Genomic DNA, 16,163 nt, shown 5'->3' with positions numbered 1-16,163 from the left:
CTTCTCAGGCCGCATGGGTTCGATACGCCGCCTCGGGGCTGCCGTTTTCGACCCAGTCGATCAGCAGGGTGAGAACCCGGCGAAGGCTGGCCTCCTGCTCCTCGAGCCGTGTCTCGAGCGTCGCGATTCGGCGTTCGAGCGCCGGGTCGGAAGCTACTGGCGGTTGAAGGTCGGGCTGCGGGTGTTCCTCGTTGGCCGGTTCGACCGGGCGCCGCACGGGGCGGAGCGGCAAGACCGACTCCGGCTGTGGAGCGCTGTCGGCGCTCATGTCCGCGGCAACGGCCTCGACCGCCTGACTTCGGATCTCGTCCGAGCCTTCGATCGCGGCGTGAAGCATCAGTCGGTTGGCGAGCTGGTTGAGCCGCCGGGGGATGCCGCCGCTGATCCGGTGAAGCGCCTCGAAAGCATCGGCCCCGAACCGTGGCCGCCCCTGCCAGCCGACCACTCCGAGCCGGTGCCGGATATAGGATTCGACCTCGTCCTCCTCCATGGCATCGAGGTGGTGGATCGCAATCACCCGCTGACGCAGCTGCTCGAGGCCGTGGGAAGCCATCTTGTCGCGAAACTCGGGCTGGCCGAGCAGGACGATCTGGATCAGCGCCTTGCCCGCGATCTGGAAATTGGAGAGCATTCGAAGCTCTTCCAGGGCCGATGTCGGCAGGTTCTGGGCCTCGTCGACGATCAGAAGAGTGCGCTTGCCCGATCGGACCTCTTCCTCGAGCCGCTGCTCGACCTTGTCCAGGAGCCGCGCCTTTTCCACTCGCTGAGTGTCGATCCCAAGGCCTTGGGCCGCCAGTCGGAGCATGTCGTCGCCGTCAACCTGGGTGGAAACCAGGCTGATCGCGTTCAGTCGGCTTCGGTCGATGGTGGCGAGCAGATGTGCGATCAGGGTGGACTTTCCGGCACCGATCTCGCCCGTCACGACAATGAAGCCTTCACCCTGAGCCAGGCCGTAGCCCAGATAGGCCATTGCCCGCTTGTGGGTCCGGCTCTCGAACCAGAAGCGAGCGTCGGGCGTGAGCTGGAAGGGCTGTCCGGTAAGGCCGTAATGCTCGGTGTACATCCTGGTCTCCGTGCCGGTCAGAAGGTGTATCTCAGGCCGACCAGGCCCGAGGCGATCGTGCTTTCGATCGTGCCGTCGTCGCTGTGGTAAAGGCCGAGGGCGGCGAGGAACTGCAGCCGCTCGAACATCAAGCGACGGTTGTAGCTGAGGTTCGCACCGCTGCTGAAGATCCGGTCGAAACCAGCAAGGTCGCTGTCGAACCAGCTTGCATAAGCATCGAAATTGACTTCCGACGATCGGCTGAGACGCCGACCGGCCGAAGCATAAAGGCTGATACTCTCGTCTTCGCCCCCACCGAGGAGGTCGAATTCCCCGCCACTGGGACGGTTGTAGCGCCGGTGGGTGTAGCTCGCGCCAAGGCCGAAGTTCCACAGGCCGCGACGAGCCGAATAGAGCAGGCTGGCCCCGCGCATGCGGAAGCTGCCGCCGCGGATCGACTGGAGAGCGCGGTCGAAGCATTGACCGCGGCCGCCCTCGCCTCCGAACGCACAGCGTATGTCGCCGGTGACCGGATCGCGATTGATATCAAAATCGGTTGGTAACCCGCTGAGATCATTCACAAGCAAGCTACCGAACGTCTCAACCGTGTCATAGACCACAGCGCTGAGGCCACTATTTCCGTTGAACTGGTGAGACAGCGAGCCGACGACGGTCGTGCCGCCGTAGCGATGGCCGGCGCGCGCCTGCAGCTCGGTGCGTGGGCTCGGCCGCCAAATGAACCCCGCGTCGTAGATGATGCCGTCCAGATCATAAGTGAGGAGCCGCGGCCGCGAGGGATCGGCCACCGGTCGCCCGTCCGGCCCGATTATTGGTAGGCCATCGGAATTTCTGGCGATATCATTCTGACTTGCCTGGAGATTCTCATAGCCGACGCCGGCGGTCAGAGCCAGCGTCGGGCTGACCGGAACCACGACGTCCCCGCGGACATAGCTGCCTTCGAACTCCTGGTCGAACTCACCGCTCGACTCGCTGCGCGCATATCCGGCACCGACCGTCCAGCCGACGGGGAGCCGGCCCGGGCCCATGCCAACGCTGGCAGTGGCGCTATGAGCGACGCTCTCGTCGAAATCTTCGCGCTGCCCGGAAAGGCTGTCGTCGTCGATTGCGACATAGCCGAGGCGATAGGCGGCGTTGACCGAGACCGGACCGGCTTCCGCGGACAAGGTCGGGCCGGCATAGGCGCCATAGATTTCCACCGAACCGTCGCGATCGCTCACTCCCAGCGCGCGCCCCTCTCCACCGGTACGGGTCGCAATCGCGCCAGCGTCGAAATTGAGCAGTCCGGGAACGACCTCGGCACCGAGCTGAGCGATCCCCGAATGGATGTCCTGGTCGCCGACCTCGCCCTGCCATTCGATGTTGCGCTCGTAGCGATAGCTCGCCTGGACCCGCACCCGACGGGTCTCGATCCGGCCATCCACGCCCGCCGCGACGCTCGTATAGGTCAGAGTGTCGCCGCCATTCAGATCGGCGCTGACCACTTGGGCCACTTCGAGATAGGGACGGATTTCGCTTCGCACCCGCCTTGGCCGCGAACGATCCGAATCCGGGGATTCGGCCTGCTGCTCGGCCGCAGGCGGGCCGTAGGACACGCCTGAAGGCGGCGGTGTCTGTGCCTGCGCGGAAGCGGCTGCCAGAGCAAGGCCAAGGGCGAAGCCGAAGCTACGGCACAATCGCGCGGGAAGCTCAAGCTTCATGGCCATATCCATCATAGGCTCCGTAGTTTCGGCCACTGACGGCGATTCCTGCTCCGTTGAGGATCAGGCCGACGGACTCGCAGCCCGAAAGCAGGCCGACCGTCTCGCGCAGGTCGGCTTCGGTCGTCCGATCCGCCCGGACCACCACCAGGACCTGGCCGACATGGGACGCGAGCACGGCAGCCGGAGAAGCCATGAGCACCGGCGGCGAATCGAACAGGATGATCCGTCGTCGATCCCCGGCGATCAGCCTTGCCAGCACCTCCCGGGTCCGGTCGGAAGCCAGCAGCTCCGGCACGTTGTTGGCCCGGGCACCGGCCGGAAGGACCGACAGACCCGGAACGTCGGTGCGGATGACGAAGTCTTCCGGGTCCAGACCCGGGTCGGCGAGCGCATCGACCAGGCCCGCACCCCCTTCGATCCCGAGCAGCGAGAGCGCCTCCGGCTTCGAGAAATCGCCGTCGATCAGAAGCACTTCGATGTCCCGCTCGCCGGCGAGCGAGAGCGCCAGGTTGACGGCGCAGAAGGTCTTGCCCTCGTCAGGCTGGGCGGAGCAGATCAGAACCGTCCGCCGCTTCTCGTCCGGAAGCGACGAGCGGCGCTCGATCCCTGCCAGCAATTGACGTTTGATCAGCCTTACTTCTTCGGCCAGTCCGGTGACCGGCCCCTCCGGTACGATGAAGCCGGCCTCGCCGATGGCCGAACGATCGATCGGCGCAACTCTTCCGGTCGCAGGTCGCGACGCTCGCGCAGGCACCGGATCGATCAGGGTCAGGACTTCGGCTTCCGGCTGGCTTCGCTCCTGCTCTTCGGCCGGAATGGGGGAAGCCACTGCCGGTGTCCGAAGCAAGGCATCGAAGCCGTAAACTTCGGCGGCGCGTTCGACGAGTGAGATTCGACCGTGCTTCATCTCGTTTCTCACGCCACCCTGCTTTGCTGCCAGAAATCGAAGGCGATCAGGACGAAATAGCTGGCGGCCAGAGCCCCGCCAGCCGCGCCGAGCCAGGCGAGATTCCTGCGCCGACGCAGACGTTCGGGACCGGTCACCACCTCGGTGATCGTCCCGAGCACCGGAAGCCCCGTGACGGCGGTCAGCCGGCCCTGGGTCGGAAAGGTCGTCTGGAGTTGCCCGGCGACGAAGGCGGCGGCGACCCCTGCCCCAAGTGCGACGAACAGCACCAGAGTGAGCAGGATCAGGCGGTTCGGCGAAGCCGGCGAGGAAGGGACGCTGGGCGGTTCCACCACCTGGACGAGCAAAGGAGTCGTCCGGGTCTGGACATCGCTTCGAAGCCGAACCTGCTCGCGATTGGCGAGAAGCTGGTCATATTGCTGCTTGAGGACGTTATAGTCGCGGTTCAGCCTCTCCTGCTCGGCGGCAAGGCCGGGCTCCGTGGCCTGGCGCGAGGAGAGCTGGGCAAGGTCCGACTGCAGCTGGTTGCGGCGCGCCGTCGCCGCGGCGAGCTGAGCCTCGCGTTCGCCCATCATCGCTCGAAGCGAGACGTAGCTCGGATTGGGCGTACCGGCGGTGCCGCTCCGCCGCTCCGACTGAGCATAGGGCCGGATCCGCTCGATCTGCTGGCGCAGCGAAATGATGTCCGGATGCTGCTCGGTCCATCCCCGGGCGAGATTCTGGTTGATCTGGCCTTCAAGTGCGGCGAGCTGCCCCGACGCCGTGCTCGCCCCGTCGCCGACGCCCGGCAAGGTCGGCGGCGTGGCGTTGAGCTGGGTTCGCATCGAGTTGAGCGCACCCTGAGCGGCGACGATCTGCTGTTCGAGATTGGCGATTTCGAGCCGGGCGGCACCCATGCGCTGCGCGATCGAACCTTCGCCGGGGAGCAGCCCGGTGAAACGCTGCTCGAACTCGAGCCTTCGCTGCTCCGCTTCCTGAAGTGCGACCTCGCGCCGGCGCAGTTCCTCGTCCAGAAATTGGAGCGACTGGCCAGTTTCGCGCCGATCCGAGGCGAGGTTCCGTTCGATGAACAGGTCGACGACGCCCTGAACGGTGGCTGCCGCGGTCCGGGCGTTCTGGGCATTCGAGAAACCGGCGATGTTCGACGTTGCCGTGATCTCGATCAGATTGTCCGGCTGGGCGACGATCTTGATGCGTTCGCGCAAGCCGGAAACGACGCCAGGCAGATCGGCCTCGCTTGCAACCAGCGTGTTCAGATCGCTTCGACGAACCACCTGGACGAGATTCTCGTTGGAGGTCACGGTCTGTTTCAGCCGGGTCAGCTGGTTCATCCGCTCTTCGGGCGTGATCCCGATCTGGGTCGGAAGGATCGACTGCATCTGGACGAAGAGCTTGGCCTTCGACTCGTAGCTGTTCGGGATGAAAGCGATCACCCCCCAGCCGAGGACGGCGACGCTCCAGGCGACCGCCACCGCCAGCCAGCGACGACGCCACACCTGGTGCACAACGATCCGAAGCTGTTCGTAAAGTCCGTCCATAGCGGCTCAGATCCTTCCCGCCGGGCGGGTCAGAACATGCTCTCCGGAATGATGATGACGTCGCCGGGCTCGAGCCGGACGTTCGCGCGAACGTCGCCGCGACGAAGCAGGCTGGCGATCCGAAGATCATATTCGCTCTGCTGGCCGGTCGAGCGGTCGGTTCGGATCAGACGGGCGCGATCGCCGGCGGCATATTCGGAAAGCCCGCCCACCGCGATCATGGCGTCGAGCAGGGTCATGTTTGCCCGATAAGGAATGGCGGCCGGCCGCTCCGTGGCACCGACGATCCGGATCTGCTGCGAAAAGGTCCCCTGGGGACGATCGACCATGACCGAGACGAGAGGATCCTGGATATATTCGGCGAGAACGACCCGGATGTCTTCCGCAAGCTGGGCCGGAGTCTTTCCGACCGCGACCATGTCGGTGATCAGCGGCGTCGTGATTCGCCCGTCCGGTCGGACCTGAACCCGGGCACCGAGCTCGGGATTTCGCCAAACGAAGACGGTTATCTCGTCCAGCGCTCCGATCATGTAGCTTTCGCCGACCTGGTCGGACGTTCCGACGAAGCTGGCCGGAGGAAGCGACTGGCCGTTGCGGCCGGTCGAGGCGCAGCCGGACAGCGCCAGAGCCGCAAGACTGGCCAGGATGAGTGTGGACTTCATGTGACAGCGCATGGTCTTCCCTCTTCCCGCCTGCGCCTCGCCCGCCCTGGAGGTGGACGGGACGCAGGAATCGATCCGCTATCGCCGGAAGAGGTAAAATTACCGTTAGGAACAAGGCGCTTTTCCGCGCCGTCCCAGAACGGGACCCTGTTATTTCAGGCGGTTAATGCGAGGCCACGAACGGCCATCTCGCGCGCAGGATGCTGCGCGAGGAAGGCCTGCGGGCTGGCCGAAAGGCCGTAGGCCCCGGCGAGGAAGACAGCGACCAGGTCGCCGACCTCGGCCGCTGGCGTCATGACGTCATCCGCCAATCGGTCGAGCGGCGTGCAAAGGCAGCCGACAATGGTGACTTCCTCCTGCGGCTCGCCGCTGAACCGGTTCGCCAGCGCGACGGGATAGTTGCGTCGGATCACCTGCCCGAAATTGCCGGAGGCCGCGAGCTGGTGGTGCATGCCGCCGTCGGTCACGAGGAAGGTTTTGCCGTGGCTGACCTTCCGATCGACGATCCGGGTCAGATAGACGCCGGCCTCGCCGACCAGCCAGCGGCCAAGCTCGATCGCGAAGGTGGAATTGGCAAGGATTGGCGGGCGCTCGGCAATTTCGCGGGCAAGCGCCAGCCCCACCGCCTCGACGTCCAGTGCTTGCTCGCCATGAAAATAGGGAATTCCGAAACCGCCGCCGAGATTGACCAGTGGCGGCGCTTCACCGGCCGACTCGGCAAGCTCTGCCGCGAGGGCGATCGTCGCGCCCTGCGCCTCGACCAGCGCTTCGGCCGATAGCGCCTGGGAACCGGCGAAGATGTGGAAGCCGTGCCATTGCCCGCCTGCCTCGACGATCCGGCGCACGAGCGCGGGAACGCGCTCCGAATCCACTCCGAACGGCTTGGCGCCGCCGCCCATGCGCATCCCGGAGCCCTTGATCTCGAAATCGGGATTGACCCGGACGGCAAGCTTCGGCGCGGAACCGACCCGCCTGCCGATCGCAAGCGCGCGGTCTGCCTCGCCTTCGGATTCGCAGTTGATCGTGACCCCCGCCAGGATCGCCGCCTCGAGCTCGGACTCGCGCTTCCCCGGTCCGGCGAAGCTGATCCGCTTCGGGTCAGCGCCGGCCTCGAGCGCCATCCGAAGCTCGCCGCCCGAAGCGATGTCGAGGCCGTCCACCTGCTTCTCGACATGCCTTAGAAGAGGGACGTAACTATTTGCCTTGATCGCATAATGTAGATCGACACCTGGAAAGGCCGAGCGGAATCGACGGATTTGCCGGTCGATCAACGACAGATCGTAAACGAACAATGGCGTGTCTCCGGCGCGCTCGACAAGTTCGTCGGCGCGCTCGCCGCCAATCAGCAGCATTCCCGTCTCGTCGGGGCTGAAGACAGCCGGGATCGGACCCATCGGCTTGCTCATGCCATCAGCTCCTGCTTCAGTGCGACCCGGTCGAGCTTGCCGTTCGGGCTGCGCGGCAGATCGTCTCTCCAGACCACGATTCCGGGCTGCATGAAGTTGGGGAGGTTGCGCTTCAGGAAAGCGCGAAGCTCCTCCTCACGCTCGCGCCGGTCGGGCCGCACGACCAGGGCGATCCCTTCACCGAGCCGATCGTCGGGATAGCCGAGCGCGACCGCCTCGTGGACAAGGCCGGAAGCGATCGCCGCCTCCTCTACCTCGGTCGGACTGACGCGATTGCCGGACGTCTTGATCATTCCGTCCTCTCGGCCGACGAAATAGAGAAGCCCCTGTTCGTCCCTGCGCACGCGATCGCCGGACCAGACCGCAATTCCGCCATGGCTGGAATGGGCCGGAGCAGGCTTGAAGCGTTCGGCCGTCCTTGACGGATCGTTCCAATAACCCTTCGCAACCAACGGCCCGGCATGAACAAGTTCGCCTTCCGGGGCCTCGACGCCCTGCTCGTTCACGACCATGATTTCGGCAAAGGGGATAGCGCTGCCGATCGAGTCCGGATGATCGTCGAGCAGTTCGGGCTCCAGATAGGTGGAGCGGAAGGCCTCGGTGAGACCGTACATCGAGTAGATGTCGGCGGCGGGGAAGACTTCCCGCATCCGCCGGATCACCGAGGGCGGAAGTTTGCCGCCACTATTGGTCAGCCGGCGGAGACTGAGCGCCGCCCGGGCCGGCCAGGGCGCTTCGACAAGCTGAACCCAGAGCGGAGGAACGCCTGCTAACGTACTGATACCATTGTCTTCTACAGCGCGTATGACATCGCGAGCGGTGAGAAATTCGAGCGGCACGACCGAGGCCCCGACCGCCCAGGCCGAAAGCAGCTGGTTCTGGCCATAGTCGAAGCTGAACGGAAGCACCGCAAGAACGCGATCGCTTTTCTCCAGCCGCAGATAATGAGCGACGCTGATCGCTCCGAGCCAGAGATTGGCATGGCTGAGCATCACGCCCTTGGGCCGTCCGGTTGAGCCCGAAGTGTAGAGCAAGGCGGCCAGTTCGTCCGGGTCCCGGTCCGAAGCGGGCAGAAGCTCGGCGCTCTGCCACAGCCGATCGCCTCCTTCCTCGTCGACCGGAACGCAATCGGCCGGCCTGTCGCCCTCCTCCAGAGTGGCGAGTCGAGCCCGGCCGCTGATCAGCAGGCTGGCGCCGCTGTCGGCGAGGATGTGCGCGACCTGCATCCGCTTGAGCAGCGGGTTGATCGGCACATGGACCAATCCGGCTCGGGCGCAGGCGAGCGGCAACAGGCTCGTCATCCGGTTCTTCGGCAGCCAGCTTGCCACCCGGGCGCCGGGCAGAAGCCCCTTCGCCCGAAGCGAAGCCGCGAGAGCAGCCACGGCCCGCTCCAGGCCGGCATAGTCGAGCAGGCCTTCGCGGGTCAGCAGCGCCGGTGCCGACGGTTCGCCCCTCAAGGCTAGATGATCCAGCGGTCTTGCGACCGGGTCGAGACTTTCCACCTTCACTCCCGCTTCAAAGCCGTCATGATAGTGCCGGCGGCAGGGGGCATAAAGCGTGACGGTTAACGTAGAACTTTTCGAGGATCTCGACTCGGTGGCCCTCGATGCCGCCGGAGCGCTGGATCGGCCTGCCCGGCCGAGCCTGTTCGACCGGCTGGATTGGTTCCGATTGCTGGAACGCCATTGCCCGCCCGCGGGCAAGCTGGTCGTGTTGCGGGGACGCAAGGATGATCGCTCAACCTGGCTGGTCCTGGCCAGCGATCCGCCGAAAGCGACCGCCTATTCGACCTGGTACTCGCTTCGGGTCGGGGCGATCGGTGACCAGGACATTGACGTCATGACGGCCCTGGCCGCGACTCTGCGCCACAGCGGCCTGGCCGTTGTTGAGCTGGCGCCAATCGAGGATCCCGAGCCCCTTCGAACGGCCTTTCGCCAGGCCGGCTGGCTCGCTTTCGTGACTGCGAAGACCGGGAACTGGCGGGCTGAAACGGAGGGGCAGGACTTCGCCGCTTATTGGGCGAGGCGCCCCGCCAAGCTTCGCAACACCGCCAAGCGTCGAGCCAAGGCCGCCGGATTGGAGATCCGGATCCACACCGGGTTCGATGCGTCGGCATGGGCGGATTATGAAGCCGTCTATCGGGCAAGCTGGAAGCCGGAAGAAGGCTCCTTCCCCTTTCTTCGGGCGCTTGCGGAGCAGGAGGGCGCTGCCGGCACTCTCCGGCTCGGCCTTGCCTACAAGGATGGGCAGCCGGTGGCAGCGCAGCTCTGGCTGGTCGAAAATGGCGAGGCGACCATCCACAAGCTGGCTTATGCCGAGGCGGCGAAGAGCCTTTCTCCGGGCACCGTCCTGGGTATGGAGATGTTCCGGCACGTGCTCGATCGCGATCGTGTTCGTTCGATCGACTATGGGACCGGCGACGAAGCCTACAAGGCGGACTGGATGGATCAACGGCGATCGCTTTGGCGCCTGACGGCTTACAATCCGCGGACTCTTCGGGGCCTCCTGGGCGGCCTCAGGGCGGCGGCGTCCAAGCTTGCCGCCGCTGGACGAAGACGTTAGGCGCGGCGCAAATCTTGAGAGGGGCGAACATGGTCGCGGCGCTGAACGACGAAGAGGAAGTGGACTCGACGCTGCGCGCGGTGCTCGTCGACGTCCTCGGGCTTGCCGAGGAGCGGGTCCGCCAGTTCGACGAAAGCACGCCCTTGTTCGGGGCTCTGCCCGAATTCGACTCGATGGCGGTTGCCGGGCTTCTGACCGAGCTTGAAGAGCGGCTCGGGATCGTCATCGAGGATCATGAGGTGGATGCCGACATGCTCGAGACGTTCGGCTCCCTTCTGACCTTCGCCAGGGCCAAGGCGCTGCGGTGAGCGAGACGGGCCTCGCTTACGTTCGATACGAAAGCGCAGGAACCCGACAGTGGATGATGCGGATCGGCCCGGCCGACGGGGCCCCGATCCTGTTCGTCCCGCCTCTCTTCGAGGAAATGAACCGGACCCGGGCCCTCCTCGCCGCGACCATGCGGGGTTTGGCGCAGCGTGGGCATGGCTGCTGGCTTCCCGATCTCACCGGTACCGGCGAAAGCGAGACGGCACTGGAAGCGGTGCAATGGGAAGACTGGCGTCATGACGTCCGGTCGGCGCTTGACCTTGTCCGGCGCGAAAGCGGGAGGCCTCCGCTGGTGGCGGCCATTCGCGGCGGCTGTCTCGTCGACGACACCGTCGATGCGATCGGCTGGTGGCGACTCTCACCCGTCAGCGGAGCCTCGATCGTCCGGGACATGCTTCGCGCTGGCCTGGCCGGGGTGGAATGGGCGGGCTATTCGCCATCAACTCAGCTTCGCGGCCGACTCGAGGGGGCCGAGCCGATCTCGGTCGAACCGCTCCGGATCGTCCGGCTCAAGAGTGACTCGGCTCCGGCCGACGAGAAACTGTCCGGACCCGCGCTCTGGCGCCGTTCAGAACCCGGCCGATCGGCCGAACTCGCCTCCGCGATCGCAGCCGACATCGGCAACTGGTACGCGACATGCGCCGCCTCCTGACCTTCGATTGCGAGGGCCAGACCCTCGGCGCCACCTTGGACGAGGCCGGTGGAGAAGCCGGCATCCTCATGGTGACTGGTGGTAGCCAGACCCGGGTCGGCTCACATCGAATGTACGAAACCCTTGCCAGATCACTGACTAAACAGGGTTTTACCTGTCTCCGATTCGATCGTCGCGGGGTCGGCGACAGCGCGGGCGAGGATCCGGGCTATCGCGGAAGCGCGCCCGATCTCGCGGCGGCAGTTGCGGCTTTCCGAGAACAGTGCCCGGCCCTTCGCCGACTTTATGGATTCGGCCTGTGCGATGGTGCCACCGCTCTGGCGCTGTTCGGAGACCGGAAGCAACTCGACGGGCTGGTTATGGTCAACCCCTGGCTCGTTGAAGCGGAAGCGGACCAGCCGCCCCCGGCCGCGATCCGGCACCATTATCGCCAACGTCTCTCGAGCGTCGACGGCTGGAAGAAACTCCTATCTGGTGGAGTAGATTACCGGAAGATCCTCAGCGGGGTCATGAAGATCATGAAGCCGAGCGGCCCGGCCACGCTGGCCCAGGAAGTCGCACAAGCTCTCCGCCGCAAGCCGGTGGCCGTGCAGTTCCTGCTCGCCATGGGGGATGCGACCGCCATTGCCGCGGAAAATGAGCTACGGTCACCGGCCTTCAACGGCATTGCACCGGCGCCGAAGCGGCTCCAGACCGATTCCCACACATTCGCTCGGCCAGGGGACGACCTCCTCCTGAGCGAAGCGGTCTTGGAAGCGCTCAACGCCTTGGAGGCTCAGGCGAACGCCCGTCACTGAAGCGGGCTTGCAACTTGCCGAGACCAGCGCCGTTCCCTAGTTGTTCACCGTGTCCGACTTCGCTCCCTCTCCCGCTCCCGAGCCGCCCTATCTGAACGGGCTCAATGCGCCGCAGCGCGAGGCGGTGCTGACGACGGACGGGCCGGTACTTGTCCTCGCCGGAGCCGGCACCGGCAAGACGGCCGCGCTCACCGCCCGCCTTGCCCACCTCATCTATACGCGCCGGGCCTGGCCGTCCGAGCTGCTGGCCGTCACCTTCACCAACAAGGCGGCGCGCGAGATGAAGGAGCGCGTGGGCCGGATCGTCGGCAGCGCGGTGGAGGGAATGCCGTGGCTCGGCACCTTCCACGCCATCGGGGCCAAGATGCTCCGCCGTCATTCGGAGCTTGTGGGGCTGCAGAGCAATTTCACCATTCTCGACACCGACGATCAGCTACGCCTCCTCAAGCAGCTGATCACGGCCGAAGACATCGACGAGAAGAGATGGCCGGCCCGGATGCTGGCCGGCCTGATCGATCGGTGGAAGAACAAGGGCTGGACGCCCGACCAGGTCGATGCCGGAGAGTCCGAGTCCTATGCCCATGGCAAAGGGGCAAGGCTTTATCTCCTTTACCAGGAGCGGCTGAAGCAGCTCAACGCATGCGACTTCGGAGACCTGCTCTTGCACATGCTGGTCATCCTGAAGACTCACCGCGACGTCCTCGAACAGTATCAGCAGCGATTCAGGTACATTCTCGTCGACGAGTATCAGGACACCAACCAGGCGCAATATCTCTGGCTCCGGCTCCTGGCTCAGCAGCGCAAGAATATCTGCTGCGTCGGTGACGACGACCAGTCGATCTACTCCTGGCGCGGCGCCGAAGTGTCCAACATCCTTCGGTTTGAAAAGGACTTTCCGGGCGCGAAGATCATCCGGCTCGAACAGAATTACCGATCGACTCCGCACATCCTCGGCGCCGCCTCCGGACTGATTGCGCAGAATTCCGGTCGGCTGGGAAAGACCTTGTGGACCGAGGAAGCCGGCGGCGAAAAGGTCCGGATCATTGGCGTCTGGGATGGCCCGGAAGAAGCTCGGCGGGTGGGCGAGGAGCTGGAATCGATCCAGCGTCGCGGCGGCCGGCTCGACCAGTGCGCGATCCTGGTACGGGCGCAGTTCCAGACCCGCGAGTTCGAGGACCGCTTCATCGCGATCGGACTGCCCTACCGGATCGTCGGCGGTTTCCGATTCTATGAACGGGCGGAGATTCGCGATGCCCTCGCCTATCTTCGAGTTATCCAGCAGCCGGCCGACGATCTGGCTTTCGAGCGGATCGTCAACGTTCCCAAGCGAGGATTGGGCGACAAGGCGGTCGCCAAGATCCATTCGCTCGCCCGGGCATCCGGCGTGCCGCTGATGCAGGCGGCGGCCCAGATCCTCGATTCCGACGAGCTGACGCCGCAGGCGCGCCGCTCCTTGGGCAACCTCGTCGGCGATTTCGCGCGGTGGCGGGCACGGCTCGACGAGTTGCCGCACCCGGAACTCGCCCGATTGGTGCTCGACGAATCGGGCTATACCGCCATGCTCCAGGCCGATCGCTCGGCGGAAAGCGCTGGTCGGCTCGAGAACCTGACCGAGCTGACCCGGGCGATGGAGGAATATGAGACGCTGGGCGCGTTCCTCGAACATGTCAGCCTGGTGATGGACAATGAGGCCGACGCCCAGGCGGACAAGGTCACGTTGATGACCATCCACGCCGCAAAGGGACTGGAGTTCGACACCGTCTTCCTCGCCGGCTGGGAAGAGGGCGTCTTTCCCTCGCAGCGCGCGCTCGACGAAGGCGGCACCGCCAGCCTCGAGGAGGAACGGCGGCTCGCTTATGTCGCGATCACCCGGGCCCGGCGCCGTTGCACGATCCTCCACGCTGCCAATCGGCGGATCTACGGCCAGTGGACGTCCTCCATCCCCTCTCGATTCGTCGGCGAACTTCCGGACGATCATGTCGATCAGGAGACGACGATGAGCGGCGGCGAGTCGCTCTGGCGCGCCAATTGGTCCGAGCGCGCCGATCCCTTCGCCGATTTGGCTCGGGGCACCGGTCGCGGCCCGGGCTGGCAGCGCGCCGCCGCCAGCGGCTATTTCGAGCGCACCCCTCCGCGGGTGGTCGAGGCTCGAGCGACCGCGGTGAGCTTCGGCAATCCCGGTCGCTCCGATATCGCGATTGGCCAGCGCGTCTTCCACTCGAAATTCGGCTACGGCCATGTCGCGGAGGTGGAAGGCAACAAGCTGGAGATCGATTTCGAGCATTCCGGGCGAAAGCGCGTGCTCGACAGCTTCGTCAGCCCGGCCTGACCGCTACCTTTGCCGTCCTCCCCGTCCCGTAGCGGGACGGGCGGGATTCGCCGCTGGAAACGCCCTGCCCTTTGCGTAACTGCGCTTGGCCATGGCGAGCGCACAGCGAACCCTTGCAGGCAGGCAGGTCCCCCAATGGGTGGCGACGGCCGTCTGGCTCATGGTCTCGTTCGGCTTCGTGGCCCTGGCCTGGCAGGCCTTCGAACTTTCCACGCCGGCAACGAGCCCGAGCCTGGATCCGACGCCGGAGCAGGTGCGCGCCGTCGCGACTCGAGATCCGTCGGCCGGTGCCCTTCCCTCCGCGCCGGCTTCGGTGCCCACCCCCTCCGCGCCGCGAATGCTTCAGCTCGACCGACCGATGGCTCACGGAGACTATGTCTGGAACGAGGAAGGCGTTCCGCCGGGCCGGATCTCCATCACGGTCAACCTCGCCGAACAGACCCTGTCGGTGTTTCGTTCGGGTCATGAGATCGGTCGCGCCGTGATCCTGTATGGAACCGAGGAAAATCCGACGCCGGTCGGCACCTTCACCATCATTCAGAAGAAGATCGATCACGAATCGAATATCTACGATGCCGCCATGCCCTACATGCTGAGGCTCACCAATGACGGCATCGCGATCCATGGCAGCAATGTCCGCTACGGCTGGGCAAGCCGAGGCTGCGTCGGTGTCCCCGACGAATTCGCCGCCCGGCTCTTCGAACAGGCTCGGCTCGGCGACGAGGTGACCATTCTCGCCGGCAGCCCGCGCGGGGCATGACGCAAGCTTCTTCCCCGCCGCCCGGCCAGGCTGGAAGTTTCTTGCGCTGAACGCCGCGGACCGGATCGAACGCCGCTTTCCCGACGGAGATTGTTGAAGCCCCTCCCGCGGCGGCCTAGGTGCCGCATTGATGTCCGAAGCCTCGCCCTTCCAGTATCGCGATTATCGCGCGTTCTGGGCGGCCCGACTCGCGAGCACCATCGCGAACACGATGCTGGTCGTCGTGATCGGCATCCATGTCTACGACATCGCCCGTCAGACGATGAGCATCCGCGACGCGAGCTTCTGGCTCGGCATGGTCGGACTCGTCCAGTTCCTGCCCCTTTTCCTGCTCACCCTCGTCGCCGGCTATGTCGCCGATCGGGTCGACCGGCGCTGGGTGGTCCGGATCACGCTGTCGCTCGAAATGTTCGGGGCCGCCGCCCTGGCCGCCCTCGTCTGGTTCGAGGCGATGTCGCTCGTGCCCTTGTTTGCCGTCGCGGTCCTTCTCGGCATCGGGCGAGCTTTTGCCGGGCCGGCGCTGGGATCGATCGCTCCCAATCTCGTGCCGAAGGAGATCCTTCCCAGCGCGATCGCCCTCAATTCCATCGCCTGGCAGGCGGGTTCGGTCGCCGGTCCGCTGCTTGGCGGCGCCGCTTATGCCCTGTCGGTCAGCCTGCCCTACGAGGCCTCGGCCGCCCTTTACGGCCTCTCGGTCGCCGCCATGCTTCTCATCCGGCCGATACCCCGGGGAAATGCCGGCCAGTCCCATCCGCTGCGGGCGGTGATCCAGGGTCTCGCTTATGTCCGCGACAACAAGATCGTGCTCGGCGCCATCACCCTCGACCTGTTTGCCGTTCTGCTCGGCGGGGCGACCGCAATGCTTCCCGTCTATGCGCGCGACATTCTCCACGTCGGCTCGGAGGGGCTTGGCGCCCTCAGGGCCGCTCCGGCCGTCGGCGCGGCGCTGACCGCACTGATTCTCGCCCGCCGGCCGCTGAAACGCCATGTCGGCGCCAAGATGTTCGTCTGCGTCGCCATCTTCGGGCTGGCGACGATCGTCTTCGGCGAGAGCCGTGTGATGTGGCTGTCGCTCGCCAGCCTTTTCGTGCTCGGCGCGGCCGACATGATCAGCGTCTATGTCCGATCTTCGCTGATCCAGCTCCATACGCCCGACGCGATGCGCGGCCGCGTCTCCGCCGTGTCGGGCCTGTTCATTTCCGCGTCGAACGAGCTGGGCGAGTTCCGGGCCGGACTGGTCGGTTCTGCGTTCGGACCGGTTGCGGCCGTCGTCGGCGGCGGTGCATTGGCGGTTGTCGTGACCGGAATCTGCGCCTGGGCGTTCCCGAGCCTGCGCAAGGCCGACCGTTTCGTCGCGCCGGAACCTGAAATACTCGCCGAGGCCTCGGGCAAGGACCTCGCCGATGTCGAAGTGCCCGCCATGGCGGCGGGTTTCAAACCTCAAGCCGAGAAAGGTTGAG

The 16,163-nt window shown here is 65.5% G+C and carries 14 protein-coding genes; 7 read left to right on the top strand and 7 right to left on the bottom strand.

Going from position 1 to position 16,163, the window contains the following annotated elements; genetic code table 11:
• Positions 1–4: 4 nt before the first annotated feature.
• The 7 genes from ACRYLT_RS13420 to ACRYLT_RS13390 all read right to left on the bottom strand — a co-directional run bounded on the left by ACRYLT_RS13420 (position 5) and on the right by ACRYLT_RS13390 (position 8,778).
• Positions 5–1,063 (bottom strand): XrtA/PEP-CTERM system-associated ATPase, encoded by a 1,059-nt coding sequence (locus tag ACRYLT_RS13420; RefSeq protein WP_482664593.1) that lies wholly within the window; start codon positions 1,061–1,063, stop codon positions 5–7.
• A gap of 17 nt (positions 1,064–1,080) precedes the next feature.
• A complete protein-coding gene (locus ACRYLT_RS13415) occupies positions 1,081–2,760 on the bottom strand; it encodes a porin family protein (RefSeq protein WP_482664592.1) in 1,680 nt (559 codons plus the stop codon).
• On the bottom strand, positions 2,750–3,670 hold the full coding sequence (locus ACRYLT_RS13410; RefSeq protein WP_482664591.1) for a P-loop NTPase family protein: 921 nt from the start codon (positions 3,668–3,670) through the stop codon (positions 2,750–2,752). The genes ACRYLT_RS13415 and ACRYLT_RS13410 overlap by 11 nt, the downstream gene beginning before the upstream one ends.
• Before the next feature lie 8 nt (positions 3,671–3,678).
• Positions 3,679–5,208 (bottom strand): XrtA system polysaccharide chain length determinant, encoded by a 1,530-nt coding sequence (locus ACRYLT_RS13405; RefSeq protein WP_482664590.1) that lies wholly within the window; start codon positions 5,206–5,208, stop codon positions 3,679–3,681.
• 29 nt (positions 5,209–5,237) lie between these two features.
• Positions 5,238–5,870 carry an XrtA/PEP-CTERM system exopolysaccharide export protein gene (locus ACRYLT_RS13400; RefSeq protein ID WP_482664589.1) on the bottom strand — a complete coding sequence of 211 codons (633 nt, stop codon included), beginning with the start codon at positions 5,868–5,870 and terminating at the stop codon, positions 5,238–5,240.
• Between the two features lie 155 nt (positions 5,871–6,025).
• Entirely contained in the window at positions 6,026–7,276 is a 1,251-nt protein-coding gene (locus tag ACRYLT_RS13395; RefSeq protein ID WP_482664588.1) for a pyridoxal-dependent decarboxylase, exosortase A system-associated, read from the bottom strand.
• Complete coding sequence (locus tag ACRYLT_RS13390) at positions 7,273–8,778, bottom strand: acyl-CoA ligase (AMP-forming), exosortase A system-associated (RefSeq protein WP_482664587.1); 1,506 nt, start codon at positions 8,776–8,778, stop codon at positions 7,273–7,275. Before ACRYLT_RS13390 ends, ACRYLT_RS13395 begins: the two co-directional genes overlap by 4 nt.
• Positions 8,779–8,833: 55 nt before the next feature.
• Here ACRYLT_RS13390 and ACRYLT_RS13385 point away from each other — a divergent pair, with 55 nt between their 5' ends.
• From ACRYLT_RS13385 to ACRYLT_RS13355, 7 genes are all read left to right on the top strand, one after another.
• Positions 8,834–9,838: a GNAT family N-acetyltransferase gene (locus ACRYLT_RS13385; protein ID WP_482664586.1), complete on the top strand. Its 1,005-nt coding sequence runs from the start codon at positions 8,834–8,836 to the stop codon at positions 9,836–9,838.
• A 29-nt stretch (positions 9,839–9,867) separates the two neighbouring features.
• Complete coding sequence (locus ACRYLT_RS13380; protein ID WP_482664585.1) at positions 9,868–10,146, top strand: acyl carrier protein; 279 nt, start codon at positions 9,868–9,870, stop codon at positions 10,144–10,146.
• Complete coding sequence (locus tag ACRYLT_RS13375) at positions 10,143–10,817, top strand: alpha/beta hydrolase family protein (protein ID WP_482664584.1); 675 nt, start codon at positions 10,143–10,145, stop codon at positions 10,815–10,817. The genes ACRYLT_RS13380 and ACRYLT_RS13375 overlap by 4 nt, the downstream gene beginning before the upstream one ends.
• Positions 10,802–11,614: a hydrolase 1, exosortase A system-associated gene (locus ACRYLT_RS13370; RefSeq protein ID WP_482664583.1), complete on the top strand. Its 813-nt coding sequence runs from the start codon at positions 10,802–10,804 to the stop codon at positions 11,612–11,614. The genes ACRYLT_RS13375 and ACRYLT_RS13370 overlap by 16 nt, the downstream gene beginning before the upstream one ends.
• A 49-nt stretch (positions 11,615–11,663) precedes the next feature.
• The gene (locus tag ACRYLT_RS13365) at positions 11,664–13,943 is read left to right on the top strand and encodes an ATP-dependent helicase (protein WP_482664582.1); all 2,280 of its coding nucleotides are present in this window, start codon (positions 11,664–11,666) and stop codon (positions 13,941–13,943) included.
• A gap of 91 nt (positions 13,944–14,034) precedes the next feature.
• Positions 14,035–14,703 carry a L,D-transpeptidase family protein gene (locus ACRYLT_RS13360; protein WP_482664581.1) on the top strand — a complete coding sequence of 223 codons (669 nt, stop codon included), beginning with the start codon at positions 14,035–14,037 and terminating at the stop codon, positions 14,701–14,703.
• Positions 14,704–14,833: 130 nt separating this feature from the next.
• On the top strand, positions 14,834–16,162 hold the full coding sequence (locus tag ACRYLT_RS13355) for an MFS transporter (protein WP_482664580.1): 1,329 nt from the start codon (positions 14,834–14,836) through the stop codon (positions 16,160–16,162).
• The last annotated feature ends 1 nt before the right edge of the window (position 16,163 follow it).

Source organism: Sphingosinicella sp. SM1-17 (assembly GCF_056821765.1).
Note: the sequence above shows the minus strand (reverse complement) of the source record. Positions and strands in the feature narration are given on the sequence as shown.

What these genes read in the sequence shown, in the direction of transcription:
- ACRYLT_RS13380 (WP_482664585.1), top strand. Translation starts at nt 9,868, where the DNA reads ATGGTCGCGGCGCTGAACGACGAAGAGGAAGTGGACTCGACGCTGCGC.
- ACRYLT_RS13355 (WP_482664580.1), top strand. Translation starts at nt 14,834, where the DNA reads ATGTCCGAAGCCTCGCCCTTCCAGTATCGCGATTATCGCGCGTTCTGG.
- ACRYLT_RS13370 (WP_482664583.1), top strand. Translation starts at nt 10,802, where the DNA reads ATGCGCCGCCTCCTGACCTTCGATTGCGAGGGCCAGACCCTCGGCGCC.
- ACRYLT_RS13410 (WP_482664591.1), bottom strand. Translation starts at nt 3,670, where the DNA reads ATGAAGCACGGTCGAATCTCACTCGTCGAACGCGCCGCCGAAGTTTAC.
- ACRYLT_RS13395 (WP_482664588.1), bottom strand. Translation starts at nt 7,276, where the DNA reads ATGAGCAAGCCGATGGGTCCGATCCCGGCTGTCTTCAGCCCCGACGAG.
- ACRYLT_RS13360 (WP_482664581.1), top strand. Translation starts at nt 14,035, where the DNA reads ATGGCGAGCGCACAGCGAACCCTTGCAGGCAGGCAGGTCCCCCAATGG.
- ACRYLT_RS13405 (WP_482664590.1), bottom strand. Translation starts at nt 5,208, where the DNA reads ATGGACGGACTTTACGAACAGCTTCGGATCGTTGTGCACCAGGTGTGG.
- ACRYLT_RS13420 (WP_482664593.1), bottom strand. Translation starts at nt 1,063, where the DNA reads ATGTACACCGAGCATTACGGCCTTACCGGACAGCCCTTCCAGCTCACG.
- ACRYLT_RS13400 (WP_482664589.1), bottom strand. Translation starts at nt 5,870, where the DNA reads ATGAAGTCCACACTCATCCTGGCCAGTCTTGCGGCTCTGGCGCTGTCC.
- ACRYLT_RS13415 (WP_482664592.1), bottom strand. Translation starts at nt 2,760, where the DNA reads ATGAAGCTTGAGCTTCCCGCGCGATTGTGCCGTAGCTTCGGCTTCGCC.